Origin of the sequence: Propionivibrio sp., assembly GCF_049316945.1 — a bacterium.
Taxonomy (GTDB): domain Bacteria; phylum Pseudomonadota; class Gammaproteobacteria; order Burkholderiales; family Rhodocyclaceae; genus Propionivibrio.
Genome location: NZ_JBMOJE010000080.1, coordinates 1 through 24,930, shown reverse-complemented (window position 1 = coordinate 24,930; position 24,930 = coordinate 1). Strand labels below are relative to the sequence as shown.

Here is a 24,930-nt window from a genome sequence, read left to right as displayed (position 1 = left end):
TGTTCGCGCTGACTTTGTGGACATCACAATATCCTAGAGGTCAGGTCGTCTGAGGCTATTGTTAGCCCGGCAGCAGCCAGTTCGCGCAATTCCCCGACCGTTTTCTTGCGCAGGTTGCGCGGCAAACAGTAGGTGGACACTCGGCGCACACCCGGCAGATGTTCGCGGATCGCCTGCAATACCGTGAGCAGACGACGCGTCGGCAGCACCAGCGCGTCGCCGTCGGCCAGAAATACCCGGCGCACATCGATTGCTTCGTCGCCAAGGCGCTCGCCGGTCCGCGCGATGCTTTCCAGCACCTCGGTTTCATCGCGCGCACGAAAACTCTTTTGCGGCGCGGTGTACATCTCGCAAAATGTACACTTGTTCCACGAACAGCCGTCGGTCACCGGCAGGATCAACGAGTGGGCTTCGCTCGGTGGCCGGAACACCGGTTCGACGTAGCGGATGGGCAAAATCGGCAGCATGGTGTGAGCAACTTTCCGCTAAATGCTAAAAACCTCACCGCAAAGGCGCAAAGGCGCGAAGATCGCAAAGAAAACAAGGAATTGCACCTTTTTGCCACTCACCTTTTTGGTGTGTGGCAAATGACCGGGACGACTAAAGCCAAGCTGATGATTTTCTTTGGGAACCTTTGCGTCCTTTGCGGTGAAGAACTGAGGTTTTCAAGTTAATAAGCGCTTGATAATTGCATTGCGGCTGGCGAAGGAAAATGTCGGCGGCAGGAAGACACTCTATGGCGCAGGGCGCTGATTCAGCCACTGCAGCAACTTTGCATACAACTCATCCGAATCCACCGGCTTGGCGACAAAGTCGTTCATGCCGGCCGCCAGGCAGGCGCGGCGATCCTCGTCGAAGGCATTGGCGGTCATGGCCAGGATCGGCGTCGCTTGCAGGCCCGGCAAAGCGCGGATGGCGTGCGTCGCGGCCAGTCCGTCCATCTCCGGCATCTGCATGTCCATCAGAATCAGCGCGTAGTCGCCCTGTGCCGCCAAGCGTAGCGCATCGACGCCATTTTCGGCCAGTTCGGGCTGCAGGCCGACATCAAGCAACAAGGTCAGCGCCACCTCCTGGCTGGAAACATCGTCCTCAACCAGCAGGATGCGCACGCCAGGATGGTCGCGCAGCAGGACTGTTTCTGCCGGTTCGTTTGCAGACTTGTTCGCAGATTCGCCCGCCGCTGCCGCGCCGCCCTCGGCGAGACACCCCCGCGCCTTGCCCAGGCTTGCCGCCAGCCAGAAGATGCTGCCCTGGCCGGGCGTGCTGTCGACACCGACTTCGCCGCCCATCAGTTGCGCAATTCGCTGCGTCAGCACCAGCCCGAGGCCGCTACCGCCATATTTGAGCGATGTTGAACTGTCGGCCTGCTCGAAGACCTGGAACAGGTTCTTTTGCTGTTCGGTCGTCAGGCCAATGCCGGTGTCGATGATTTCGAAGCGCAAGCAGTAGCTGCTTTCAGTCTCTTCGATCAATCGACCCTTGAGCGTGATGCTGCCACGCTCGGTAAATTTCAGGGCGTTACTCAGATAGTTCACCAGCACCTGGCTGAGCCGCGTGGCGTCGCCGTGCAGGGTCTTGGGGACGCCGGCGAGGTCGATGTTCAGAGCCAGGCCCTTGTCGCTGATACTGTCGCCGATCACGGCAACGACGGAATTGAGCATGTCGGCGAGCTGGAAGTCCTGCTGTTCGAGCGTGAACTTGCCGGCATCGATTTTGGCCAGGTCGAGATTGCCGTTGATGATGCTCATCAGATGGCGACCGGAGGCATCAATCTTGTCCAGCTTCTCGGCCTGCTGGGGGGTGACGCCACCGCGACGCAACTGGTGCGCCATGCCCAGGATGCCGTTCATCGGCGTCCGGATGTCATGGCTCATGCTGGTCAGGAAGGCGCTCTTGGCGCGGTTGGCGGCCTCGGCCGCATCACGCGCGGTGGCCAGCTCGGCGGTGCGGCTGACCACCAGCCCCTCCAGGTGATGGCGGTGACGTTCGAGTTCCTCGCCCATGCGTTTCTTTTCGGTGATGTCCTCCTTGACCGCCACGTAATGGGTAATCCGCCCGTCCGGCTGGCGCAGCGGCGTGATGATGGCAGACTCGACATATTCTCTGCCGTCCTTGCGCCGGTTAATGAATTCGCCCTTCCAGGGCTGCCCTCGGGTCAGGGTATCCCACAGGTCAACAAAGGTTTCACGCGGCGTCTTGCCCGACTGCAGGATGCGCGGGTTGCGGCCAATCAGATCCTCTCGGCTGCAGCCGGCGTTGCGCACGTAGGTCTCGTTGACGTATTCGATCACGCCATCGAGATTGGTGATGGCGATGCTTTCCGGGCTTTGTTCCACGGCCAGCGAGAGCTTGCGCAGTTGTTCCTCGGCGGCGTTGCGTCCGCTGATGTCAGTCAGCGTCATACGCAGCGTCGTGCCAGCGTCGGTTTCAACGCGCAGACAGTCCACCTGAGCCTGCCGTGAAGACAGGGCGCCGTCGGCGGTTTTCAGCGACAGCTCGAAAGATTTCCGGCCGCCACGCGCCATCACATCCGCAAACTGGCGCTTCCAGCCTTCAAGGTCGGTGTCACTGACGAAGCGATCGAAGTGGTGGTCGAGCAGTTGCTTGCGTTCGACGCCAAGCAGTCTGGCGACGGTGAGATTGGCCTCGGCCACGAGGGCGGTGCCGGTGAGTGTCACGTAGCCCACCGGAGCAAATTCGTAGAGGTCGACAAAACGGTCGCGTGATTGTTCAAGCGCCTTCTGGCTCTGTTGTAACGCCTGTTCAACAAGTACCTGCGCGCTCACATCGGTACCAAAAAAAATCAGCCGTTCGACAACGTCCTCGGCATCGAGAACATGAGCAGAATTCCAGGAAAGAATCTTGCGGCCACCGCCGCGGGTGAGGATGCCCGTGCGAAAGCCGCTCAATTCGCCGTTTTCGAGAAATTGTTGACGCAAGGTCTCGGTGGACGTCGACTTGTTAACCGGCAGCAGCAGATCGAACCACTTGCACCCGTTGAGTTCGGCGGCCGAGAACCCGGTAATGAGTGTGATGGCTTCGTTCAGGTAGATGATCTCGCCCGTCGGAGAGAGTTCAACGACAACAGCGGCCATGCGGTTGATGAGGTGTCGATAGCGGGATTCGGACTGGGCGACAGCCGCCAGTTTTTGCTCGACGCTATCGAGGCTCAGGGAATCTTCCTCTGTCGTTGTCATGTTCATGCTGGAACCTTGCGAAATCTATTCATGGATCATGAAGGACTAATTGCGTTTTTGCAAGTTTCCCCCGCGCTGCAAGCACACGACTTGGGAAAATATCAAGAATCCATGGCCCGAGGCCAGGCTACGCGCCCTCAAAGACGCCAAGGTGCTCAATCGAAATAACTGCGCGCCGCTACGAAGCGTTGCTCGTAGTAATTGGCATTCATCTGATCGATGCGCACCCGGCCGTTGCTCGAAGGGGCGTGGACAAAGCGTTCCTCGCCAATATAGACGCCGACATGCGAGAAGGGTGCGTTGCGCGTATTGAAAAATACGAGGTCACCGGGGCGCAAGCTGCTGCGCTCGATCTGGCGACCCTTGCGGGCAATGTCGGCCGCGCTGCCGCTGATCTTTACACCGGCGGCCTTGTTGTAGATGTAGGACACCATGCCACTGCAATCGAGTCCGGCCTCCGGGTTTTTCCCGCCAAAGCGGTAGCCGGTATCGATCAAGCCCAGTGCGTACAGCGTGACCTCATTGCCTTGTTCGCTGAACTCGGCGCGCTTCGTCTGCCGGTCGGGTAATAATTCCGGCCTTGGCGGAGCGCTGCCGCAAGCCGCCAGAAGATAAACCAGCCAACAGGCCATCAGGGTTCGCAGTGTTCGCAGTGTTCTCAGAGTTCGAATTCGCATCCTTGAAAGTATAAACTGCCATTTGCCTGCGTCCACCCGATAATCGAAGGAATCCCTGATGCACCGGCTATGGCGGCTGCCGCCGTCCTGTCCGCCTAACAACTCGCAAAGGATAGACACCATGAAACTTGCCCGCCCACAACTTCTCCGCTCCCTTGGCTACATCAATGGTCAGTGGGCCAGCGCCGACGATGGCCGTGTTCTGGCCGTGTGCAACCCCGCCACCGGCAAAGTGCTGGGCGAGGTGCCGCTGATGGGCAAGGCGGAAACGCTGCGCGCCATCGAGGCTGCCGAGGCGGCCTGGAAGATCTGGCGCGAAACGACGGCCAAGGAGCGCGCTGTTCTGCTGCAACGCTGGTTTGCGCTGATCCTCGCCAATGCCGACGATCTGGCCAGGCTGGTCACCGCCGAATGCGGCAAGCCGCTCACCGAGGCACGCGGCGAAGTCAGCTACGGTGCTTCCTTCATCGAATGGTTTGCCGAGGAAGCCAAGCGCGCCTGCGGCGAGACCATTCCGAGTCCAACCAGGGACAAGCGTCTGCTGACCATCCGCCAGCCGGTTGGCGTGGTGGCGGCGATTACGCCGTGGAATTTTCCGCTGGCCATGATTACGCGCAAGGTCGCACCGGCGTTGGCCGCCGGTTGCACCGTGCTGGTCAAGCCCGCCGAGCAGACACCGCTCAGCGCGCTGGCCCTGGCGGTTCTGGCCGAAGAGGCCGGCATCCCGCCCGGTGTCTTCAACGTGCTGACCGGCGACCCGGCGGCCATCGGCGGCGCGCTGACCGCGAGCCCGGTGGTACGCAAACTGTCCTTCACCGGTTCGACCGAAATCGGTCGCCTGCTGATGGCACAGTGTGCTCCGACGATCAAGAAAATGTCGCTTGAACTCGGTGGCAACGCACCTTTCATCGTTTTCGACGATGCCGACCTCGATGCGGCAGTCGAAGGCGCGCTCGCCGCCAAATACCGGAACAGCGGGCAGACCTGCGTTTGCGCCAACCGGCTGCTTATCCAGTCCGGCATCTACGATGCTTTCGCGCAAAAGCTGATAGAGCGCGTCGCCTCGCTCAAAGTGGGTTCCGGTAGCGAGGAGGGCGTCACACAAGGGCCGCTAATCGATAGTGCTGCGCTGGCCAAGGTCGAGGAACACATCGCCGACGCCTTGAGCAAGGGCGCGCGGGTGCTAATCGGCGGGCATCGCCATGCCCTCGGCGGCAGCTTCTTCGAGCCGACGATAATTGCCGATGTGACGCACGAGATGCGTTTCGCGCGCGAAGAAACCTTCGGCCCGGTGGCTCCGCTGTTCCGCTTTTCGACCGAAGCCGAGGCCATTGCCCTGGCCAACGACACCGAATATGGCCTCGCCGCCTACTTTTATACGCGTGATGTCGGGCGCTGCTTCCGGGTTGGTGAAACGCTCGAATACGGGATGGTTGGCGTCAATACCGGCCTCATCTCGAACGAGGTTGCCCCGTTTGGCGGCGTCAAGCAATCCGGACTCGGGCGCGAGGGTTCAAAACACGGGCTCGACGAGTTCCTTGAAATCAAGTACTTGTGCTTCGGTATCACCTGAGAGGTTGTGAAAAATTCATTTCAGCCTGATTTTCTCGCTCGTCACCCCGGCGAAGGCCGGGGTCCAGCTCGTCTATCTAATTGTTTTCATGGATATCAGATGAACGAACTGGATTCCGGCTTTCGCCGGAATGACGGTCCTGGATGATTGCGCCAATTAATTCACAGCCTCTGAGCCAGAAAATCCATGACCGGAGGCCAGACTAAGCGCCCGCAGAGACGCAAAAGAGCTCAGGGAGCGCGAAAATTCAAGCATGCCAATTATGCTAACAACCTCAGTCTATCCACGAAAATCACGAAAGACACGAAAAAATACAAGACATTGATTCTTTTCATGCTGTTGGTGTTTTTCGTGGACGAACTGCTTTTCCTGGCTCAACGAATGAAACGGAAGTAGGCAATCAATTGCCGCAAGCGTGAAGAACCTTCCTTCATCTGGACGGTTTTTTCGGTGACCTCGGAAATCGCGTAGGTCGTCCGCTCGATCCCACCGACAATGCCTTCGATCTGGCTTGCGATTTCATTCCCTGCGGCCGCCTGCTGGCGCGTTCCGTCGGAAATGTGGCGGGAAATGGAAGCGACTTCTTCACCATGGTGGGCCACCGAATCGAGCCCGGTACGGGCCGCCTGCATGGCCACATCGGTACTTGCAACCTGTGTTCCCGCCGACTCCATGGTGCTCAGGGCGAGTTGCGTGACACTTTGAATTTCCTGAACACTCGCCGTAATTTCCGCCGTTTGCTTGCTGGCCTGCTCGGCCAGTTTTCTGACTTCATCGGCCACGACGGCAAACCCCCGGCCGGCCTCGCCAGCGCGTGCCGCTTCGATGGCGGCGTTGAGCGCCAGCAGATTGGTCTGTTCGGCAATGCCGCGAATGACCTGACTGACGCGATCAATCGCCAGGATCGAGCGGGAGAGCTCCGTCATCGTCTTGCCAGCGCTTTCGACAGTGGTCACGACATTGGCCGTCGCTGCCTGGCTTTCACCCAAGCTCAAAGAGGCCTGGTCGAGCAGTCCGTGCGATGCTTCCACGGCCTGCGTCGCCTGTTGCGCGCTGTCGGCAATTTCATTGACCGAGGCCACCAGTTGTTCGACAGCCGCGGCGATGCAGCTAACGGCATCGGATTGTGTCGCCGTCACCTGGCGCGTATTTTCCATCTCGACGCTCAGCGCCTCGGCACTGTCGCCCATCAGGTCGGCAGACTCGGCAATTTCGGCCATCATCGCCTTGAGATGCGTCTGCATGGCGATCAGCGCGTCGTTGAGTTTGCCCAGTTCATCCTCGCCACCCAATGGGATCTCGTCGGCCAGATCGCACTGGGCGATGTTCTTGAGACGGGCAACAATTTGACCAATGGTACTCAGCACCTGACCTTGCGCCATCAGCAAGCCAATGCTGGCGACGATGCCGGCTGGCCCGAAGGCCTGAATGATCAAGGTGGCCGTAGCCGGTGAAAAGCCGATCGAGGAACCGAACTCATGCACAATCCAGCCAAGCACTTGCACGCCAATCAGTACAAAAACCAGACCATTGAGCTTGGCTTTCAGCGAAATTCGTTTCCAGAAGCCCGTCTGCGGAATGGACGCCTTGCCCTCTTTCAACTGCCGGTAGAAGGCCTCGGCCTCGGTGATCTGCTGCCGTCTTGGCTCGGTCCGTACTGACATGTAACCGATGATCGCACCGCTCTTGAGGACCGGCACGACCAGCGCATCCACCCAGTAGAAATCGCCGTTCTTGCAGCGGTTCTTGACGATGCCACGCCACGGGCGACCATCCTTGACGGTATTCCAGAGCCACTGGAAGGCATCGGGCAGCATGTCCGGGTGACGAACTACGTTATGGCTCTTGCCGATCAGTTCCTCACGCGTGAAGCCGCTGATCCTGACGAAGGTGTCGTTGACGTAGGTGGTGACACCCTTGAGGTCGGTGCGCGAAACAATGTAGTGCCCCTTCGGGAAAGGGACTTCGTTTTGGCTAACCGGCAAATTGGTTTTCATGGATGTTCCTTCATGCTGGTTAATGCTTGGTAATTAGCCAAGACGAGTCCCATTCATGCAGCGCGGGAGAAGAGCGTTGAGCATAGCTTGCGCGACGTTCGCTCAAGACTGACGAAAGTCATATGCTATCAAAATTTTTAGTCGGAGAGAGTAGTTAATTTGTGCCGAATTCAGCGGGGACTACGGAGACGTGCTTGTATTCTCCGTCTGTTGCCAAACCGCCAGTTCAGCCTGGGGCGCGGAAGCGCGGTTACATCAGAACAATATCGTACTGTTCCTGCACGTAACTGGGTTCAGCCTGCACCGAGATCGGTTTGCCGATGAAGTCCGAGAGCATGGCCAGTCCATGTGACTCTTCATCGAGAAAAATGTCGATGACGGATACGCTGCCGAGCACACGAAACTCACGGGCTTCGAACTGGCGAGCTTCACGCAAAAGTTCGCGCAAGATTTCATAGCACACGGTGCGCGCTGTTTTTACCTCGCCCCGGCCCTGGCAGGTCGGGCATTCTTCACACAGCACGTGGGCCAGCGATTCGCGCGTGCGCTTGCGGGTCATCTCGACGAGGCCAAGCGCAGTAAAACCGTTAACCGTCAGGCGCGTATGGTCACGCGCCAGCGCCTTGTTGAATTCGCCGAGCACGGAGGACTTGTGCTCCTCGTTTTCCATGTCGATGAAGTCAATGATGATGATGCCGCCGAGGTTGCGCAGGCGCAACTGGCGGGCGATGGTTTGCGCCGCTTCGAGATTGGTCTTGAAAATGGTGTCGTCGAAATTGCGTACGCCGACAAAACCGCCGGTATTGACGTCGATGGTGGTCATCGCCTCGGTCTGGTCGATGATCAGGTAGCCGCCGGATTTCAATTCGACGCGGCGCGCCAGTGCCTTCTGTATTTCGTCTTCTACGCCGTGCAGGTCAAACAGCGGACGCTGGCCGATGTAATGGTTGAGTAGCGGCGCGACCATCGGCGTGTATTCGGCGGCAAAGGCCGTCAGCTTCTGGAAGTTCTCCCGCGAGTCGATGACGATGCTGGCGGTTTCCGGATTGACAAAGTCGCGCAGCACCCGTTGTGACAGCGACAGTTCCTGATAGAGCAGTGCCGGTGGTGCGGCGGTTTTCGCCATGATCTGGAGGTCACGCCATAGCTTGCGCAGATAAGCGATATCGTTCGCCAGTTCGGCTTCGGAGGCATTTTCGGCCATCGTGCGGACGATGAACCCGCCCGCTTCGTCAGCCGGCACCAGACGGGTGATTTTCTCGCGCAGCGCCTCGCGATCGGACTCCCTTTCGATGCGCTGTGAAATCCCGATATGCTTTTCCTGCGGCAGATAAACCAGCATGCGGCCAGCCACCGAGATCTGCGTCGACAGGCGCGCGCCCTTGGTGCCGAGCGGATCCTTGAGTACCTGCACGACAATGCTCTGCCCTTCGAACAGCATACGTTCGATCGGCCGGGTCGGTTCGCCTTGCTGGCGCGATTCCCAGATGTCGGCAACATGCAGGAAAGCCGTGCGGTCGAGGCCGACATCGATGAACGCCGACTGCATGCCGGGCAGCACCCGGACAATACGCCCGACATAGACATTGCCGACCAGGCCGCGACTTGAACTGCGCTCGATGTGCAGTTCCTGCGCGGCCCCTTGATACATGACGGCGACGCGGGTTTCCTGCGGCGTAAAGTTGATCAGGATATCTTCGGGCATGGGAAGGCGATCTGGAGAATGCAGGTAAAATTGCGGATTCGCCGCATTCTACCCTGTCCCCTGACAAAGCATCCATGCCCGTCATTCCTCAATTTCGCACTCCGGAACTACTCGCTCCCGCCGGATCGCTGGCCATGATGCGCACCGCGCTGGCCTTCGGCGCCGATGCGGTGTATGCCGGCCAGCCGCGCTACAGCTTGCGCGTACGCAACAACGACTTTGGCGATCTGGAAATGCTCGGTGGCGCGATCGGCGAAGCGCACGCGGCCGGCAAGCGGTTTTACGTGGTCAGCAACGTGCTGCCGCACAACCCCAAGGTGCGCACCTATCTTGCCGACATGGCGCCGGTGGTGGCGCTCCAGCCCGACGCGCTGATCATGGCCGACCCCGGCCTGATCGACATGGTTCGCGAAAGCTGGCCGGAAATGCCGGTACATCTGTCGGTGCAGGCCAATACCGTCAACTTCGCCGCCGTGCGCTTCTGGAAGAAGCTGGGTATCTCACGCATCATCCTGTCGCGCGAACTGTCGCTCGACGAAGTCGCCGAAATCCGCCAGGAATGCCCGGACATCGAGCTTGAAGTTTTCGTGCATGGCGCCCTGTGCATCGCCTATTCCGGTCGCTGCCTGCTTTCAGGCTACTTCAATCATCGCGACTCGAATCAGGGCACCTGCACCAACTCCTGCCGCTGGGATTACAAGGTGAAAGCCGGCGAGGCAGACGCCGCTGGCGATGTGCATGCCGGTCGCTCAGGGGCGCCGGGACCGGAAGCCAAGGTCTGGCTGCTCGAAGAAAAGGAGCGCCCGGGCCAGTTGATGCCGATCGAGGAAGATGAGCACGGCACCTACATCCTGAATTCCAGGGACCTGCGCGCTATCGAGCACGTGCAGCGCCTGATCGAGATCGGCATCGATTCGCTGAAAATCGAGGGGCGCACCAAGTCGCCCTACTACGTGGCGCGCACGGCGCAGGTTTATCGCCGCGCCATCGACGACGCCGTGGCCGGCCGTCCCTTCGATCCGCGCCTGCTCGGTGAACTCGAAGGCCTGGCCAATCGCGGCTACACCGATGGTTTCTACCAGCGCCACCACGAACACGAAATGCAGAACTACCTGCGCGGCCATTCCGAATCCGGACGCAGCCTCTACGTCGGCGATGTGCTGGCCTGGGATGCGGCGCGTGGGCTGGCCGAAATCGACGTGAAGAATCGTTTTTCAGTCGGTGACCGCATCGAGGTCATCCACCCCGGCGGTAATTTCGAAGTTGCGTTGACGCGCATGGAAAACGCCAAGGGTGTGCCGATCGATGTGGCGCCGGGCAGCGGCCACCGCGTCTGGATTCCGCTCCCCGCGGAATTGGCGGGTGCCATGCTGGCGCGCTTCGTTTGATGGCGCGGCCTCATCTACTTGTAGACATCTCCGCGCACGGTTTCGGCCATCTGGCGCAGGTGGCGCCGATCCTCAACGAACTGCAGCTTTTGCAACCCGCTTTGCGCCTGACCGTGCGTAGCGGCCTGCCACCGGAAATACTGCTTGCGCGCCTGCATGGCGAATTTGACCACATCGCGCAACGCAGCGACTTCGGCTTCGTCATGCTCGATGCAGTACGCATCGACCACGCCGCGACGGCTGCCGCCTATCGCGCCCAGCACGCCAACTGGCCGCAACGGGTCGCCGACGAAGCCAGGCTGCTCAGCCGCCTGCACCCCGATCTGGTGCTGACCGACGTGGCTTACCTGCCGCTGGCCGGAGCGGCGCTGGCCGGCATTCCCTCGCTGTCGATGTGCTCGCTCAACTGGGCTGAACTGTTCGCCTATTTCTTTGGCGACGAAGCGTGGGCCACGCCAATTCACGACCAGATGCTGGCCGCCTACAGCAGCGCCGAATGCTTCCTGCGCCTGACGCCGGCCATGCCGATGACCGACCTGCCGCGGGTGCGCGACATTGCGCCGGTCGCTGCGCTGGGCAGGGATTGCCGCGCCTCGCTACGGAAACAACTGGCCTGCCCGCCCGACGAGAAAATCGTCCTGGTCGCCTTTGGTGGCATCAACAAGCAACTGCCTGTTGAATGCTGGCCGCGCAGCAACGGTGTGCGCTGGCTGGTTCCTGAGAGTTGGGGCATCGAGCAAAGCAACATGACGGCTCTGGAAACGCTACGCCTGCCATTTACCGATCTGCTGCGCAGTGTCGATGCCCTGCTCACCAAGCCCGGCTATGGCGCCTTTACCGAAGCCGCATGCAATGGCACGCCGGTGCTTTACCTGCGCCGTGACGACTGGCCGGAACAGGACTGCCTGATCGACTGGCTGAAGATCAACAACCGTTGCCGTGAGGTCGACGAAGGCGAGTTGGCCAGCGGGCAACTGCAAGTGGCGCTGGATGATTTATGGCAACAACCCATACCGCCCGCTCCTCTGCCTGCCGGAGCAAAAGAAGCGGCAGCGTTCATGGCGGACCGGCTTGAACACGAAAAAGCCAGGTGAAAAAAATCGGCACAATAGCCGAGCCAACCTCATATTGGGAGCAAGCAGCATGAAAATAGCTGTAATGGGTGCCGGCGCGGTGGGTTGCTACTACGGCGGAATGTTGGCCCGCGCTGGCCATGAAGTCGTATTGATCGGGCGGCCACAGCATGTGGAGGCAGTGTGTCGTGATGGCCTGTTCATGGATACAAAATCCTTCCAGGAGCATGTGCCGATGCAGGCTAGCGCCGATGCCAGCGGCGTACAGGGCGCGCAACTGGTGCTCTGCTGCGTCAAGTCGACCGATACCGGGAACGCTGCGGCGGACATGGCGCCGCACCTTGGGCCCGACGCGAATATTTTGAGTTTGCAGAACGGCGTTGATAATGCCGAGCGGCTACAAGCGCTGCTCCGGCGCGAGGTTGTCCCGGCGGTTGTCTATGTGGCCACCGAAATGACCGGGCCAGGTAGAGTGAAGCACCATGGCCGAGGGGAACTGGTTATCGGGCCATCGGCCGCCAGCCACGAAATGGCAAAGCTTTTTGCCGATGCCGGGGTGCCGGTGCAGATCTCAGATAACGTGGTCGGCGAACTGTGGGCCAAGCTGATCCTAAATTGCGCCTACAACGCCCTGTCGGCGATCACGCAGTTGCCCTACGCTCGCCTTTTACAGAGCGAAGGCGTGCAGGACATGATGCGCGACGTGGTGCAGGAGTGCCTGGCCGTTGCGCAAGGCGAAGGAGTGACGGTTCCCGGAGATACATGGGAAGCAGTGCTGCGCATCGCAAGTACGATGCCGAACCAGCTCTCGTCAACCGCCCAGGACCTGGCCCGCAACAAGCCCAGCGAGATCGACCATATCAACGGTTATGTGCTGCACAAGGGCGAGGCGCTGGGTATCTCCACCCCCGCCAATCGCGTCCTGCACACGGTGGTCAAGTTGCTTGAAAGCCGTTCGCAGAAAACTGGCCAATGATGTTTCCTGCAGTGGTAGATCATCTGTCGTTTCACCAATACCCGGACACCGCTAGAAAAAGCAATTCGTCCACGAAAAACACCAAAAGCACGAAAAGAATCAAGAAGATAATGAACTGAAGATCACCACCCAAAGGGTGAATAGATAAAACACATCAAACCATTGATTTTGTTCGTGTCTTTCGTGATTTTCGTGGATAGACTGAGGTATTTTGGTTAATACCTCTTCGCACCTTCTGGGGTGCGTAGTGCCGTTATTTCCGCGAAGGTGTCCCGTGGCCCTTTAGGAATTCGTTGCCGGATAGGGGTAGAGCTCATCGAGCGCGACGCTTTGTCCTGAAGCCTGAACGATGCGCACATGCTCGCGGCGCAGTTCGCGCGCATGAGGCAGACCGCAGGAGTGGGCGATCATCCCGATCTCCTGGTTCATGTTCTTGCAGTACGAGGCTACCCGTGCAGCCTTGTCGGCAACGACCAGGCCCCGTTGCAGCCGCAAGTCGTGCGTGGCGACGCCGGTAGGGCAGGTATTGGTGTGGCAGCGCATGGCTTGTATGCAGCCGAGCGAAAACATGAAGCCGCGCGCCGTATTCACGAAATCGGCACCGGCCGCCAGCGCCCAGGCGACGCGAGCCGGCGTCACCAGTTGCCCGGAGGCGATCAACCGGATGCGCTCTTTCAGGCCGCTGGCCATCAGCGCATCGGCGACCAGTGGCAGCGCTTCGTCAATCGACAGCGCCATGTGATCGGCCAGCGCCTGCGGTGCGGCGCCACTCCCGCCCTCGCCGCCATCGATAGTCAGAAAGTCGGGAGCCGCCTGCAACCCACGTCGCGAGACGGCTGCGGTGAGTTCGTGCATGAAGCGCTTGCCGCCAATGGCCGTCTTCACGCCAACCGGCTTGCCGGTCACAGCACGGACATGCTCGACCATGTCGAGCAACTGGTCGATGTTGGCGATATCCGGGTGGCGGTTCGGGCTGAGGGAATCACGGCCCTCGGCAATGCCCCGAATGGCGGCGATCTCGGGCGTTACCTTGGTGCCCGGCAGGACTCCGCCCTTGCCCGGCTTGGCTCCCTGTGACAACTTGATCTCGAAAGCCCGGACCGTCTCGTGCGCGGCCAGTTCGCGCAGGCGTTGATCCGAGAGTTGGCCGTTCTCGTCACGTACCCCGTATTTGGCTGTCCCGAGCTGGAAGATGATGTCGCAGCCACCCTCCAGATGGTACGGAGAAAGGCCGCCCTCGCCGGTATCCAGCCAGCAGCCTGCCGACGCGGCGCCACGCGACAGCGCGCAGACGGCCGGTCTGGAAATCGCGCCAAAACTCATGGCGCTGATGTTGATCAGCGACCTGCCGACGAAAGGCGTGCGGCAATATCCTTCGCCGATCACCCGCGCTGGCGGCGGTCGCTGCTCCTCCTCAAGCACCGGGAACGGTGCATTGACGAAAACCAGGGCGCCGGGTTCGTGAATCCGGTAGGTCGAGCCGAATCCGACAATGCCGCCCTCATTCTTTGCCATGCGGTAGACCCAACTGCGCGTGGCCCGGTCGAAGGGCATTTCCTCACGGTCACCGAGAAACAAATACTGGCGAAAATACTCGCCGAGACGCTCGAAGAAGTAACGTAGATGGCCGACCAGCGGGAAGTTGCGCAGGACGGCGTGCTTTTCCTGCGTGACGTCCTGCACGTAAAGGTAGACCAAAGCACCAATGAAGGTGAAAGCGAGCAGGACGCCCAGGCTGGCAAGCAACAGGTTGAACATTTGCGGCTCCTTCAAACGAGACGAATGGTCTTTCAGTGTAGGAAATTGTCATGCTCTTTGCAGCCATCGCATGCACAGCGGGAAGCGGGGAGGGCGCCTGCTCTTTGGCCGCCACATTTTGGCGTGGCACCGATTTAACTTGAATACGGTAATCAGAATAGATGCAAACCCGTATATCTGCGGTAAATGGAAAGCGCTAGATTGCCTATTGCTGCTGCATCTGCCCGGACAGGCTTTGCTTCCATGAGCCCTTGGGCGAATCACCTGCCATGCATGCAGAGGCAGTGTTTCTGGAAAAAGTCATCACGCACAGTGCGCTATGAAATAGCGAATTTTGTTCAACAAAGTGGAGGAAACCATCATGTTCAGAAAGCTTGCCGGAATCATCGCAATTGCCACCTTGTGCCTCACCACCGCTAGCGGTGTCGGCGCAGCAGAAACCCAGAAGTACGCCAAGCCCGATGCGACGATCGAGTTTTCCGGTGGCTCTGCGGCCATCGGCATCGGCTTTACGTGGGGGAGCGGCGAAGTCAAGTTCAAGGGCAAGACCTACAAGTTCAAGATCAGTGGACTATCGGCTGGCGAGATCGGCGGCACTTCGGTCAAGGCGATTGGCAAGGTCTACAACCTGAAGCAGATCGAGGACATCGAGGGAACCTACCTTTCCGGTGCGGCGGGGGGCACCCTGGTTGGCGGCGGAACCCGGGTGACCATGAAAAACGACAAGGAAGTGCAGATCAAGATCGAGACGACGGCCAAGGGACTGAGCCTGAAGCTCGCGGCCGAAGGCGTGACGATCACACTGAAGAAGTGATTCCCGACGCTGCCCGAATTTGCACGGCTTTTGCGCAATGTCGCGTCTGCCGGGCATCGGGTTTTCATCAACATAGCTTGATTGTTGCAGCCAGACCAGGCTTGCGGGTTTGCTACCGTGGAACCTCGTACTTTCCCAGTAATACACCCCGTAATATCCCGAGGTCACAGTACGCCGAATCGCGACTAATCTAGATTTGAAGATGGGTGCTGGTAGTTATCGCGGCAACAAAACTGCTGAAACGGAGATCCCTTTAATGCCCGAAACCAGTAGTCAGTCACTGTGGAAATGATGGATAACCGTCATTCCGGGCTTGACCCGGAATCCAGAAGTGCTCCACTGGATTCCGGGTCAAGCCCGGAATGACGGGGTTTCTTATACGCCAGCTCCAAGTTGACTGACTGCCAGTGCCGAACCAGATAACCGTAACTGGAGGAAATCGAGATGACCAAGCCATTGAGCAAGAGCACAAGTGACCTTCCCGCCAATTCGCCGCCGAACGCGCTGAAAACTTCGCCGGCGACCGGGAGCCTGAGCAACCCCTTGCAAGCCTGGGGCCCGCTCGGCGAATACATGACCGACGCCCTGCAGCGCACCGTCCTGTTCTGGGACGTACTGCGCCTGCGCAGCGACCAATATTACGCACAGAAAGCGAAAGCCGTTCCCCACGTCCTCAGCTTCGACGCCGAGCTGGTGCTCGACGGCCGCACCTTCGAACGACCGGTCAATTACCTGCTGGTGCGCGTCAAACCGCCGGCAGGGGTGACGATCAATCCGCAGCAACGCCCGTTCGTGGTCGTCGATCCGCGTGCCGGACACGGCCCCGGGATCGGCGGCTTCAAGGCCGACAGCGAACTCGGCGTCGCCATGAGGGCTGGCCATCCATGTTACTTCGTCGGCTTCACCCCTGACCCGATGCCGGGCCAGACCATCGAAGACATCATGCGTGCCGAAGCCGTGTTCCTGGAAAAGGTCATCGCCCTGCATCCCGATGCCGAGGGCAAACCCTGCGTCATCGGCAACTGCCAGGCCGGCTGGGCGGTGATGATGCTTGCCGCCACCCGGCCGGAACTGTTCGGCCCGATCATCATCCCCGGCTCGCCGCTGTCCTACTGGGCCGGCGTCGAAGGCCAGAACCCGATGCGCTACACCGGTGGCCTGGCTGGCGGTAGCTGGATCACGGCGCTGACCAGCGACCTCGGCAACGGCAAATTCAACGGCGGCTACCTGGTCGAGAATTTCGAGAATCAGAATCCCGCCAATACCCTGTGGGCCAAGAATTACGACCTCTGGTCGAAGGTTGACAGCGAAGGGCCGCGCTTCCTCGAATTCGAGAAATGGTGGGGTGGCCACGTCAATCTTAACGCCGAAGAGATGCAGTGGATCGTCGATCAACTGTTCGTCGGCAACCGGCTCGCCACCGCCGAAATCGTCACCAGCGACGGCGTCCGCATCGACCTGCGCAACATCCGCTCGCCGATCCTCTGCTTCTGCTCCAAGGGCGACAACATCACCCCGCCGCAACAGGCGCTGGGCTGGATCGTCGATCTCTACGCCAAGGACGACGACATCCGCGCCGGCGGCCAGACCATTGTTTACGCCATCCACGACAGCATCGGCCATCTCGGCATCTTTGTCGGGGGTGGCATCGCGCGCAAGGAGCATCAGGAATTCGCCACCAACATCGACCTGATCGACGTCCTGCCGCCCGGTCTCTACGAGGCGGTGATGACTCCCAAGACGGCCGGCATGGCCGGCGCGGAACTGGTCACCGGTGACTGGAACGTGCGCTTCGAGCCGCGCACCCTGGACGACGTGCGCGCCATCGTCCAGCCCGACCCCGAGAACGAACGCCGCTTCGCCGCTGCACAGCGGGTTTCGGAAATCAATCTCGGCCTCTATCGCACCCTGTTCCAGCCCTTCGTCCAGGCCACCATCAACGAACAGACGTCCGAATGGTTGCATAAGCTCAACACCTCCGAATTGCCATTCGTGCTCTTTTCCGAGCGCAACCCGCTGATGCAGCAAGTCGCCCAACTTGCCGAACAGATCCGCCAGCAGCGCCAGCCGGTTTCGGTCGACAACCCGTTGCTCCAGTGGCAAGGCATGATCTCGGACGGGATCATCACCGCCCTCGACAGCTATCGTGATCTGCGCGACAGCAGCATGGAAAAAATATTCCTGTCCATCTACAGCTCGCCGCTGCTGCAAGCGCTGGTCGGACTTCGGGCGGGCGACGAGACACCCCGCCAGCGTCCGGGGGTCGAACCCGAACGTATCGCTTTCATCCAGCAGCGCATTGCCGAACTCAAGGCGCGTATCGCCGAGGGCGGCCTGCGCGAAGCGGGAATCCGCAGCCTGGTCTATATCGGCATGGCCGGGCCGGGGGTGGATGAGCGCGCCTTCAACGAACTGCGTGTTATTCGCGCCGAACACGGCAGCATCACGCTCGATGAGTTCAAGCAGATCCTGCGCGAGCAATTCTTCAGCCTGCTGCTCGACCGCGACGGGGCGCTGGCTGCCATCCCGAAAATGTTGCCGGACGATCGGGCTGCTCGCATGCAAATGCTCGATGCCATACGCCGCACGGTGAACGCCATCGGTACGCCGAGTGGTGAACGGGCGGAACGGCTGGCGCAGATTGAGAAATTGTTCGGGGCAGTTGGGCAGTCCGAACAGGATTCCCGCATGGCGGGTTGATCCGCATCAACAAAAGGAAAAATAATGGAACGTAAGCACGAAAAATACGAACGCCTGATCGCCCGCTGCAAAGCCCTGACCCCGGTGCCCACCGCCGTTGCCCACCCGTGCGATGAAAGCTCGCTCAGAGGCGCGGTGGAAGCCGCTGAAATGGGGATTCTGCAGCCGATCCTGGTCGGCCCGCGCGACAAGATCGAAGCCGTCGCCGCCCAGTTCAAGATCGACATTTCCGGCTACCAACTGGTCGATGTCGAGCACAGCCACGCCGCCGCCGACATGGCGGTGCAACTGGCGCGCGAGGGCAAGGCCGAGATGTTGATGAAGGGCAGCCTGCATACCGACGAACTGATGGGCGCGGTGGTGCGCAGCGCCACTGGCCTGCGCACCGGGCGGCGCATCAGCCACGCCTTCATCATGGACGTGCCGAAGCTGGATCGGGTGATCATCGTCACCGATGCGGCGATCAACATCTTCCCGACGCTGATCGACAAGATGCACATCATCCAGAATGCCATCGACCTGTCTACCGCCCTCGGCTTCCCGAACCCGAAGGTGGCCATCCTGTCGGCCATGGAAACGGTCAATCCCGACGTGCCGTCGACGGTGGAAGCCGCCGCCCTGTGCAAGATGGCCGACCGCAAGCAGATTACCGGGGGTATTCTCGACGGCCCGCTAGCGCTCGACAACGCCATCGACCTCACTGCGGCACAGATCAAGAAGATCGACTCGCCGGTGGCCGGAATGGCCGACATCCTGATTGCGCCCGACCTCGAAGCCGGCAACATGCTGGCCAAGAGCCTGACCTTCATGGCCGACGCCGACGCCGCCGGCATCGTGCTCGGCGCCCGCGTGCCGATCATTCTCACCAGCCGTGCCGACTCGGTAATGACGCGCCTGGCCTCCTGCGCGGTGGCGGCGCTGGTCGCCCAGTCCCGGCGCGAAAATGCCGGCAAGGCGGTGGCGTGATGAGCGACGCGATCCTGGTAATCAATGCCGGTTCGTCGAGCATCAAGTTCTCGGTGTTCCTGGAACGGGGCGAGTCGCTTGACCTATTCCTCGGCGGCCAACTCGAAGGGCTGTACACCGCGCCCAAGTTCAAGGCCAAGGATGCGGCCGGAACCGTTATCGGCGAAAAGCAGTGGGGCGAAGGCCAGGCGCTCGGTCATGATGGAGCCATTTCTCACCTGGCCGGTTACCTGCGCGAGCAACTCGGCGAACATCGGCTGGCCGCCGTCGGCCATCGCGTGGTGCATGGCGGCCTCGACTACGCCGCGCCGGTGCGCCTGACCGCCAACATCGTCACCGATCTGGAAAAGATGATTCCACTGGCGCCGCTGCACCAGCCGCACAACCTGAAGCCGATCTGCCTGTTGCTGGCCAACCGTCCGGAATTGCCGCAGGTGGCCTGCTTCGACACCGCCTTCCATCGCGCGCAGCCGGCGGTAGCGCAGGCCTTTGCCCTGCCGGCCGAGATTACCGAGCGCGGCGTGCGGCGCTATGGTTTCCACGGCCTGTCCTACGAGTACATTGCGTCCGCACTGCCGAAGTTCGACTCCCGCGCCGCAAGCGGGCGAACGGTTATTCTGCATCTGGGCAATGGTGCCAGCATGTGCGCCATCCAGAGTGGTTATAGCGTGGCCAGCACCATGGGGTTCACTGCCGTGGACGGGCTGCCGATGGGCACCCGTTGCGGCAGCCTCGACCCGGGCGTCGTCCTCTATCTGATGGACGAGTTGAAGATGGATACCCGCGCCATCGAGAAATTGCTTCACCAGCAGTCCGGGCTGCTCGGTGTTTCGGGCATCTCCAGCGACATGCGCACCCTGCTGGACTCCAGCGACCCGAAGGCGAAATTCGCCGTGGAGTTGTTTGTTTACCGCATTGGCCGGGAACTGGGCTCGCTCGCCGGCGCCCTGGGCGGACTCGATGCGCTGGTGTTCACGGGCGGCATCGGCGAGCACGCTGCACCGATCCGGGAACGGGTTTGCCGGGCCGCCGCCTGGCTCGGGGTGGAACTTAATGCGGTCGCCAACGCTACTGATGGTCCGCGCATCAGCACCGAAAACAGCCGGATTCCGGTCTGGGTGATCCCGACCAATGAAGAGCTGATGATCGCCCGCCATACCCGCAGCATTCTCAATCAATAGCATCCAATCTGGAGAACCACCGCATGAACATCGAACCACCCCGTCCCCTGCTCAGGGGCAAGAAGGCGCTGGTCGTCGGCATCGCCAACGAGCATTCGATCGCCTACGGTTGCGCCAAGGCGTTTCGCGAACTGGATGCCGATCTGGCCATCACCTACCTCAACGAAAAGTCGAAACAGTATGTCGAACCGCTGGCCAAAGAGTTGGCGGCGCCTATCTTCATGCCGCTCGATGTCAGCCAGCCGGGCCAGCTCGAAACGCTGTTCGAGGAGATTGCAAAACAATGGGGGCGGCTCGATATCCTGGTGCACTCCATCGCCTTCGCGCCCAAGGAAGACTTGCAAGGCGGTTTGCTCAACTGTTCGGCGGCAGGCTTCGCCATGGCGATGGATATCTCCTGCCACTCCTTCATCCGCATGGCCAAGCTGGCGGCACCCCTGATGGTCGATGGCGGCACGATGTTCGCCATGACCTATCACGGTGCCACAGAGGTGGCTCCGAACTACAACGTGATGGGCCCGGTGAAGGCAGCGCTGGAGGCCTCCTGCCGCTACCTCGCCTACGAACTTGGGCGGCATGGCATCCGCGTGCACCCGATCTCGCCGGGACCGCTAAAAACCCGGGCCGCCTCGGGGCTGAAAGACTTCGACCTGCTGCTCAACGAGGCGGGGCAGCGCGCACCGCTCGGGGAATTGGTGGACATCATGGACGTCGGTTTCACCTGCGCCTTCCTCGCCACGCCTTACGCACGCCGGTTGACCGGCAGCACGATATACGTGGATGGCGGCGTGAATATCATGGCTTGAAGAAATTCAGTGGGTTCATCGTCGGCCTGGCAAGCAAGCAGGACGGCCTTCATGTGGCAGCATGCCGTGGAAGCCAATATTCATGCGGCTTCCACGGCATGCTGCTTGTAGATTGCCTATTCATGCGGTCTCCAGCCTTCCTTGCGCGCCCACCTGGTGAAGGTTGGCCTGAAAATCTCAGGTGTTCATCCTAGAAAAGGCAGTTGACCACAGCGAACACGGCGAACACGGCGAAAAAACAATGACTTACACTGTTTTCATGCTTCACCCTTTGGGTGAGCGGTTAAATCCTGAAAAACTGTGGCTTTTCGCTGTCCCTCTTCAGGGAGGCTTCGCGCTGCTCGCCGTGTCGCCGTGGTTTGAACTGAGGTTTTTAGGTTCATGGCAAGGGTGAAGTTCCAGGATTAATTGATGCTGAGGTGGCAATGATGGAACGCAAAGACAAGGCAGAAAAAATGAAGGTCGTGATCGTTGGCGGCGTAGCGGGTGGTGCATCGTGCGCAGCACGCTTGCGCCGGCTGGATGAGAATGCGGAAATCCTCATGGTCGAACGTGGGCCGTATGTTTCCTACGCCAATTGCGGGCTGCCTTACCATGTCGGCGGCGTGATCCAGAAGGAATCGAGTCTCCTGGTGGCGGATGCCAACACCTTCCGCTCACAGTTCGCGGTTGACGTGAGAACGGGCTGCGAGGCGATCAAGATCTCGCCGGACACCAAGACGGTCGAACTGCGCGATGTCGCAACCGGTGAAGTGACGACCGAGCCCTACGACAAACTGGTGCTCTCGCCCGGCGCGCTCTCGGTGCGTCCGCCGCTACCCGGAATCGACCTCCCGGGAATCTTCCAGGTGCGCACCGTGCCCGACGCACGAGCGATCCGCGAGTGGATCGAACGCGGCTCGCTGTTCCTGAGTGGAATGGACAAATACTCGGGCTTCCAGACGGTCAGGCCGAAGACACGTGCGGTGGTTATCGGCGGCGGATTCATCGGCCTCGAAACAGCGGAGAACCTGGTGCATCGCGGCTTTGACGTCACCCTGGTCGAGATGCTCGATCAGGTTCTGGCGCCGCTCGATCAGGAAATGGCGCGCATCGTCGAAGGCTACGTGGAGCGGCACGGTATCCGTCTGGCGCTCAATGACGGGGTGTCGGGATTCGCCCAGGCCGCGAACGGCTCGCTTGAAGTGTTGACCAAATCCGGGAAGACGCATCCGGCCGACATCGTGATCATTGCGCTCGGCGTACGCCCGGATACCGCGCTGGCCAAGACGGCCGGCCTTGAGATCGGCGAACGCGGCGGCATCCGCGTCGACGAACAGATGCGCACCAGCAACCCTGACATCTTCGCCGTCGGCGATGCCGTTGAAGTCAGGGATTTCGTGACCGGCCAGTGGAGTCTCATTGCACTCGCCGGGCCAGCCAACCGGCAGGGGCGCATCGCCGCCGATGTGATCGCCGGGCGCCAGTCCCGTTTCCGCGGTACCCAGGGCACCTCGATCATCGGGCTCTTTGGTGCCGCGGCCGCCTGGGTCGGTGCCAGCGAAAAGACGCTCAAGCGGATCGGCGACAGCGATTATGAAAAGATCTACCTCTACCCGAATTCGCACGCCGGCTATTACCCGGGTGCCCGGCCGATCGCCATGAAGGTTCTTTTCCGCAAATCCGACGGACGTTTCCTCGGCGCACAGGCGGTTGGCGAGGATGGCGTAGACAAGCGGATCAGCGCGCTGGCCATGGCGCTGCAGATGGGCGCCACGATTTACGACCTCGAAGAAGCCGAGCTGTGCTACGCGCCGCAGTTCGGCAGCGCGAAGGACCCGGTCAACTTTGCGGGGATGGTGGCCGCGGATATCCTCTGTGGCGACATGCCGTTGAGTCATTGGGATGCAATCGGGGACGGATTGCTGCTCGACGTGCGCGAACCGGTGGAACTCGCTGTAGAAAACGTGCCCGGTGCGCTCAACATCCCGATCGGCCAACTCCGGGCGCGTCTCGGTGAACTCCCGCGCGATCGTGAGATCCTCGTCATTTGCCGCTCCGGCCAGCGCGCTTATTACGCCACACGCGCCCTCCTGCAAAACGGGTTCACGGCGAGGACGATCGCTGGCGGCATGCTGTCGCGGTTTCACGCTCGCCTGCTGGTGAATTGAATGAATGGAAGGGGCGTTGTGGCGACGGGTTCGAACCTGCCAGAGATCATCGACGGCGGGGCAAGAATTCGTCGGTCGGGGGAAATGGGTCATGGCTGGCGCTGACCGGCAAATGGGAAGCTGGAAGGAGAAGTTCTTTCACGGGATGGCCGAGTACGGGATAAACGTCATTTATCTGGCCCTCGTATTCGCCGCTTTCACGCAGTACCGGAGACTGCTTCTAGCTGCCCATGACATCGACTACACAAATTTCGGGGTGGCTCTGATCGAGGCGTTGATTCTTGGCAAAGTCATCATGCTCGGCGATATGTTCCGTCTTGGTCGCGGCCTTGAGCAAAAACCCCTGATTTATTCCACCCTTTACAAGACTGTCGTGTTCACTTTCTTTGTCGGCGTTTTTACCCTCGTCGAGCAAGCGATCAAAATCCTTTGGGCAGGTAAGAGCCTCGCCGCCGGTTTCGTCGAGTTTCTTGACAAAGGCCCCCACGAATTGCTCGCCGGATCGCTGGTTATTTTCGTCGCCTTGATCCCTTTCTTCGCCGTCAAGGAACTTGCCCGGGTGTTGGGTGAGGACAAGATATGGGCACTCTTTTTTCGGGGAAAAATTGGGCCGTAGCGCCGAATGGTGCCAGATTGCCATCGCCTTTCCCCTTGGCGACCCCGTAGAGTGCGTTTCGATAGTCATCGTGAAGGATATGTAGTAGAAGTTGAAGTGATACGATCTGGCTAGCGATATTTATCGGAGGAAAATGAGATGGGTATTCTCGACTGGTTCAAGAACCGTCCGGGTCAATACGACCCAGATCGGGTATCCGGGGAATTAATTCAATGGGCAGTCGAGAAAGCGATTACGTTGGTCAACCCTCGGCTCAAATTGCTTCCGAACTACCACAAGCTCCTGACACCCGCTGTCGAAACCACTATCGAATTTCTGCGCGCTCAGTCCTCTGCGCTGCCTGTCGTTCATTCACTTTCGTCGAAAAACTGGTCGTCCGATCCGGCTTTGCGGGCTTTTTTTGTCGCGCCGACGGATATTCCGGCCGTGCTCGGCAGTTCGGACAATCTGCGCACCCTGTTCGCGAAGTTCCCGGAACTCGACGAGGCTTATGTGGTTCTCGGAATGGCGTACAACAAACAGCGGGTATTCGGGATCGCACTGCATGGGGACATGGTGCAGCGCGATGTGGCCCAGACGAGCGTCAACTTCTCGGATCACCGGGCACGCATCTGCAGTCGGGATGAGCAGCACTTACGCCGCGTCGTGGGCGTCGAGGTTTTTGAATATCTGGTTTCCCAGGCCTTGACGGAGATCGGCGAGGAGCGTGTCGAAAGGCAGGAACTGCAGGGAAATCGTTCGTTGATCCGGGCGCGTCTGAAGTTGCTTCAGCAACACGGACCGGGACTGGGATCGATGTTCGGCGAGGCTCCGGCGGCGCACAGCGAGCAGGCCCGACTGGAGGCGGAACTGCTGGAGAACGAGCGGCAACTGGAAGCGATAGGCGGCAATGAGTCTGTACTGGAAACGGAACTCGACTGCCTGAAGTCGGTACTCGACAACCCGCAACGTTATCTGCATTTTGAACCGACACGATTACGGCTCAGTACGATGAACGTGGTACTTGATGAATCCAGCATCGATCGACCCCTGGACGTCGATTTTTCCGTGATCGAATTGAATGGCATCCCGCCAGTGCGTAGAGCCTTCGTTCTGGGGCGCGTTGCGCGTGCGGAAATTCCGCCTCCGCAAAAGATCAATTTTGCCGACGCGGCACGCTATCTTTGATAGCTTGTGAAAAATTCATTTCAGCCTGATTTCCTCGCTCGTCACCCCGGCGAAGGCCGGGGTCCAGCTCGTCTATCTAATTGTTTTCATGGATATCGGATGAACGAACTGGCTCTGCATTTCCTTCGGTCAGATTCCGGCCTTCGCCGGAATGAGTGCGCCCGTGAAGGCGCGCAAACAGCACGG

The 24,930-nt window shown here is 60.1% G+C and carries 20 protein-coding genes; 14 read left to right on the top strand and 6 right to left on the bottom strand.

Translation table 11 applies throughout. From position 1 onward, the window contains the following. Positions 1-23: 23 nt before the first annotated feature. On the bottom strand, positions 24-467 hold the full coding sequence (locus ACOYNV_RS17110; RefSeq protein ID WP_422901008.1) for a radical SAM protein: 444 nt from the start codon (positions 465-467) through the stop codon (positions 24-26). Between the two features lie 3 nt (positions 468-470). On the opposite strand from ACOYNV_RS17110, the gene ACOYNV_RS17105 reads away from it, so the two are divergent. Then, positions 471-674, top strand: coding sequence for a hypothetical protein (locus ACOYNV_RS17105; protein WP_422901007.1), 204 nt, complete (start codon positions 471-473; stop codon positions 672-674). 60 nt (positions 675-734) lie between these two features. Here ACOYNV_RS17105 and ACOYNV_RS17100 read toward each other — a convergent pair whose 3' ends face one another. Next, a complete protein-coding gene (locus ACOYNV_RS17100) occupies positions 735-3,203 on the bottom strand; it encodes a PAS domain S-box protein (RefSeq protein ID WP_422901006.1) in 2,469 nt (822 codons plus the stop codon). A 149-nt stretch (positions 3,204-3,352) separates the two neighbouring features. Further along, entirely contained in the window at positions 3,353-3,829 is a 477-nt protein-coding gene (locus tag ACOYNV_RS17095; RefSeq protein WP_422901005.1) for a C40 family peptidase, read from the bottom strand. Positions 3,830-3,995: 166 nt separating this feature from the next. Between ACOYNV_RS17095 and ACOYNV_RS17090 the strand changes: the two genes are divergently transcribed. Further along, a complete protein-coding gene (locus ACOYNV_RS17090) occupies positions 3,996-5,447 on the top strand; it encodes an NAD-dependent succinate-semialdehyde dehydrogenase (protein WP_422901004.1) in 1,452 nt (483 codons plus the stop codon). Positions 5,448-5,821: 374 nt separating this feature from the next. Here ACOYNV_RS17090 and ACOYNV_RS17085 read toward each other — a convergent pair whose 3' ends face one another. Then, the gene (locus ACOYNV_RS17085) at positions 5,822-7,444 is read right to left on the bottom strand and encodes a methyl-accepting chemotaxis protein (protein WP_422901003.1); all 1,623 of its coding nucleotides are present in this window, start codon (positions 7,442-7,444) and stop codon (positions 5,822-5,824) included. Positions 7,445-7,694: 250 nt separating this feature from the next. Continuing rightward, entirely contained in the window at positions 7,695-9,149 is a 1,455-nt protein-coding gene (gene rng, locus ACOYNV_RS17080; RefSeq protein ID WP_422901002.1) for a ribonuclease G, read from the bottom strand. A gap of 74 nt (positions 9,150-9,223) precedes the next feature. On the opposite strand from rng, the gene yegQ reads away from it, so the two are divergent. Genes yegQ through ACOYNV_RS17065 form a run of 3 tightly spaced genes read left to right on the top strand, consistent with a single transcriptional unit; the run spans position 9,224 to position 12,586 of the window. Further along, a complete protein-coding gene (gene yegQ, locus ACOYNV_RS17075; protein ID WP_422901001.1) occupies positions 9,224-10,537 on the top strand; it encodes a tRNA 5-hydroxyuridine modification protein YegQ in 1,314 nt (437 codons plus the stop codon). Continuing rightward, a complete protein-coding gene (locus ACOYNV_RS17070; protein WP_422901000.1) occupies positions 10,537-11,631 on the top strand; it encodes a hypothetical protein in 1,095 nt (364 codons plus the stop codon). Before yegQ ends, ACOYNV_RS17070 begins: the two co-directional genes overlap by 1 nt. A gap of 49 nt (positions 11,632-11,680) precedes the next feature. Continuing rightward, positions 11,681-12,586, top strand: coding sequence for a ketopantoate reductase family protein (locus ACOYNV_RS17065; protein WP_422900999.1), 906 nt, complete (start codon positions 11,681-11,683; stop codon positions 12,584-12,586). 282 nt (positions 12,587-12,868) lie between these two features. On the opposite strand, the gene ACOYNV_RS17060 is transcribed toward ACOYNV_RS17065, so the two are convergent. Beyond that, on the bottom strand, positions 12,869-14,344 hold the full coding sequence (locus tag ACOYNV_RS17060; protein WP_422900998.1) for an FMN-binding glutamate synthase family protein: 1,476 nt from the start codon (positions 14,342-14,344) through the stop codon (positions 12,869-12,871). Positions 14,345-14,705: 361 nt separating this feature from the next. On the opposite strand from ACOYNV_RS17060, the gene ACOYNV_RS17055 reads away from it, so the two are divergent. The 9 genes from ACOYNV_RS17055 to ACOYNV_RS17015 all read left to right on the top strand — a co-directional run bounded on the left by ACOYNV_RS17055 (position 14,706) and on the right by ACOYNV_RS17015 (position 24,744). Further along, entirely contained in the window at positions 14,706-15,158 is a 453-nt protein-coding gene (locus tag ACOYNV_RS17055; protein ID WP_422900997.1) for an EipA family protein, read from the top strand. Positions 15,159-15,602: 444 nt separating this feature from the next. After that, positions 15,603-17,858 carry a DUF3141 domain-containing protein gene (locus ACOYNV_RS17050; RefSeq protein ID WP_422900996.1) on the top strand — a complete coding sequence of 752 codons (2,256 nt, stop codon included), beginning with the start codon at positions 15,603-15,605 and terminating at the stop codon, positions 17,856-17,858. A gap of 24 nt (positions 17,859-17,882) precedes the next feature. Beyond that, positions 17,883-18,824, top strand: a complete 942-nt coding sequence (locus ACOYNV_RS17045; RefSeq protein ID WP_422900995.1) for a phosphate acetyltransferase — start codon at positions 17,883-17,885, stop codon at positions 18,822-18,824. After that, complete coding sequence (locus tag ACOYNV_RS17040; RefSeq protein ID WP_422900994.1) at positions 18,824-20,005, top strand: acetate/propionate family kinase; 1,182 nt, start codon at positions 18,824-18,826, stop codon at positions 20,003-20,005. The genes ACOYNV_RS17045 and ACOYNV_RS17040 overlap by 1 nt, the downstream gene beginning before the upstream one ends. Positions 20,006-20,028: 23 nt before the next feature. Next, positions 20,029-20,811, top strand: a complete 783-nt coding sequence (gene fabI, locus ACOYNV_RS17035) for an enoyl-ACP reductase FabI (RefSeq protein WP_422900993.1) — start codon at positions 20,029-20,031, stop codon at positions 20,809-20,811. A gap of 181 nt (positions 20,812-20,992) precedes the next feature. Then, positions 20,993-21,205: a hypothetical protein gene (locus ACOYNV_RS17030; RefSeq protein ID WP_422900992.1), complete on the top strand. Its 213-nt coding sequence runs from the start codon at positions 20,993-20,995 to the stop codon at positions 21,203-21,205. 31 nt (positions 21,206-21,236) lie between these two features. Further along, positions 21,237-22,961: an FAD-dependent oxidoreductase gene (locus ACOYNV_RS17025; protein ID WP_422900991.1), complete on the top strand. Its 1,725-nt coding sequence runs from the start codon at positions 21,237-21,239 to the stop codon at positions 22,959-22,961. Between the two features lie 91 nt (positions 22,962-23,052). Further along, a complete protein-coding gene (locus ACOYNV_RS17020) occupies positions 23,053-23,577 on the top strand; it encodes a hypothetical protein (protein WP_422900990.1) in 525 nt (174 codons plus the stop codon). Positions 23,578-23,715: 138 nt separating this feature from the next. Next, positions 23,716-24,744, top strand: coding sequence for a hypothetical protein (locus ACOYNV_RS17015; RefSeq protein ID WP_422900989.1), 1,029 nt, complete (start codon positions 23,716-23,718; stop codon positions 24,742-24,744). Positions 24,745-24,930: the final 186 nt, after the last annotated feature.

What these genes read in the sequence shown, in the direction of transcription:
- ACOYNV_RS17085 (WP_422901003.1), bottom strand. Translation starts at nt 7,444, where the DNA reads ATGAAAACCAATTTGCCGGTTAGCCAAAACGAAGTCCCTTTCCCGAAG.
- rng (WP_422901002.1), bottom strand. Translation starts at nt 9,149, where the DNA reads ATGCCCGAAGATATCCTGATCAACTTTACGCCGCAGGAAACCCGCGTC.
- ACOYNV_RS17060 (WP_422900998.1), bottom strand. Translation starts at nt 14,344, where the DNA reads ATGTTCAACCTGTTGCTTGCCAGCCTGGGCGTCCTGCTCGCTTTCACC.
- yegQ (WP_422901001.1), top strand. Translation starts at nt 9,224, where the DNA reads ATGCCCGTCATTCCTCAATTTCGCACTCCGGAACTACTCGCTCCCGCC.
- ACOYNV_RS17100 (WP_422901006.1), bottom strand. Translation starts at nt 3,203, where the DNA reads ATGAACATGACAACGACAGAGGAAGATTCCCTGAGCCTCGATAGCGTC.
- ACOYNV_RS17025 (WP_422900991.1), top strand. Translation starts at nt 21,237, where the DNA reads ATGATGGAACGCAAAGACAAGGCAGAAAAAATGAAGGTCGTGATCGTT.
- ACOYNV_RS17070 (WP_422901000.1), top strand. Translation starts at nt 10,537, where the DNA reads ATGGCGCGGCCTCATCTACTTGTAGACATCTCCGCGCACGGTTTCGGC.
- ACOYNV_RS17055 (WP_422900997.1), top strand. Translation starts at nt 14,706, where the DNA reads ATGTTCAGAAAGCTTGCCGGAATCATCGCAATTGCCACCTTGTGCCTC.
- ACOYNV_RS17020 (WP_422900990.1), top strand. Translation starts at nt 23,053, where the DNA reads ATGGCTGGCGCTGACCGGCAAATGGGAAGCTGGAAGGAGAAGTTCTTT.
- ACOYNV_RS17015 (WP_422900989.1), top strand. Translation starts at nt 23,716, where the DNA reads ATGGGTATTCTCGACTGGTTCAAGAACCGTCCGGGTCAATACGACCCA.
- ACOYNV_RS17045 (WP_422900995.1), top strand. Translation starts at nt 17,883, where the DNA reads ATGGAACGTAAGCACGAAAAATACGAACGCCTGATCGCCCGCTGCAAA.
- ACOYNV_RS17110 (WP_422901008.1), bottom strand. Translation starts at nt 467, where the DNA reads ATGCTGCCGATTTTGCCCATCCGCTACGTCGAACCGGTGTTCCGGCCA.
- fabI (WP_422900993.1), top strand. Translation starts at nt 20,029, where the DNA reads ATGAACATCGAACCACCCCGTCCCCTGCTCAGGGGCAAGAAGGCGCTG.
- ACOYNV_RS17090 (WP_422901004.1), top strand. Translation starts at nt 3,996, where the DNA reads ATGAAACTTGCCCGCCCACAACTTCTCCGCTCCCTTGGCTACATCAAT.
- ACOYNV_RS17050 (WP_422900996.1), top strand. Translation starts at nt 15,603, where the DNA reads ATGACCAAGCCATTGAGCAAGAGCACAAGTGACCTTCCCGCCAATTCG.
- ACOYNV_RS17095 (WP_422901005.1), bottom strand. Translation starts at nt 3,829, where the DNA reads ATGGCCTGTTGGCTGGTTTATCTTCTGGCGGCTTGCGGCAGCGCTCCG.
- ACOYNV_RS17065 (WP_422900999.1), top strand. Translation starts at nt 11,681, where the DNA reads ATGAAAATAGCTGTAATGGGTGCCGGCGCGGTGGGTTGCTACTACGGC.
- ACOYNV_RS17040 (WP_422900994.1), top strand. Translation starts at nt 18,824, where the DNA reads ATGAGCGACGCGATCCTGGTAATCAATGCCGGTTCGTCGAGCATCAAG.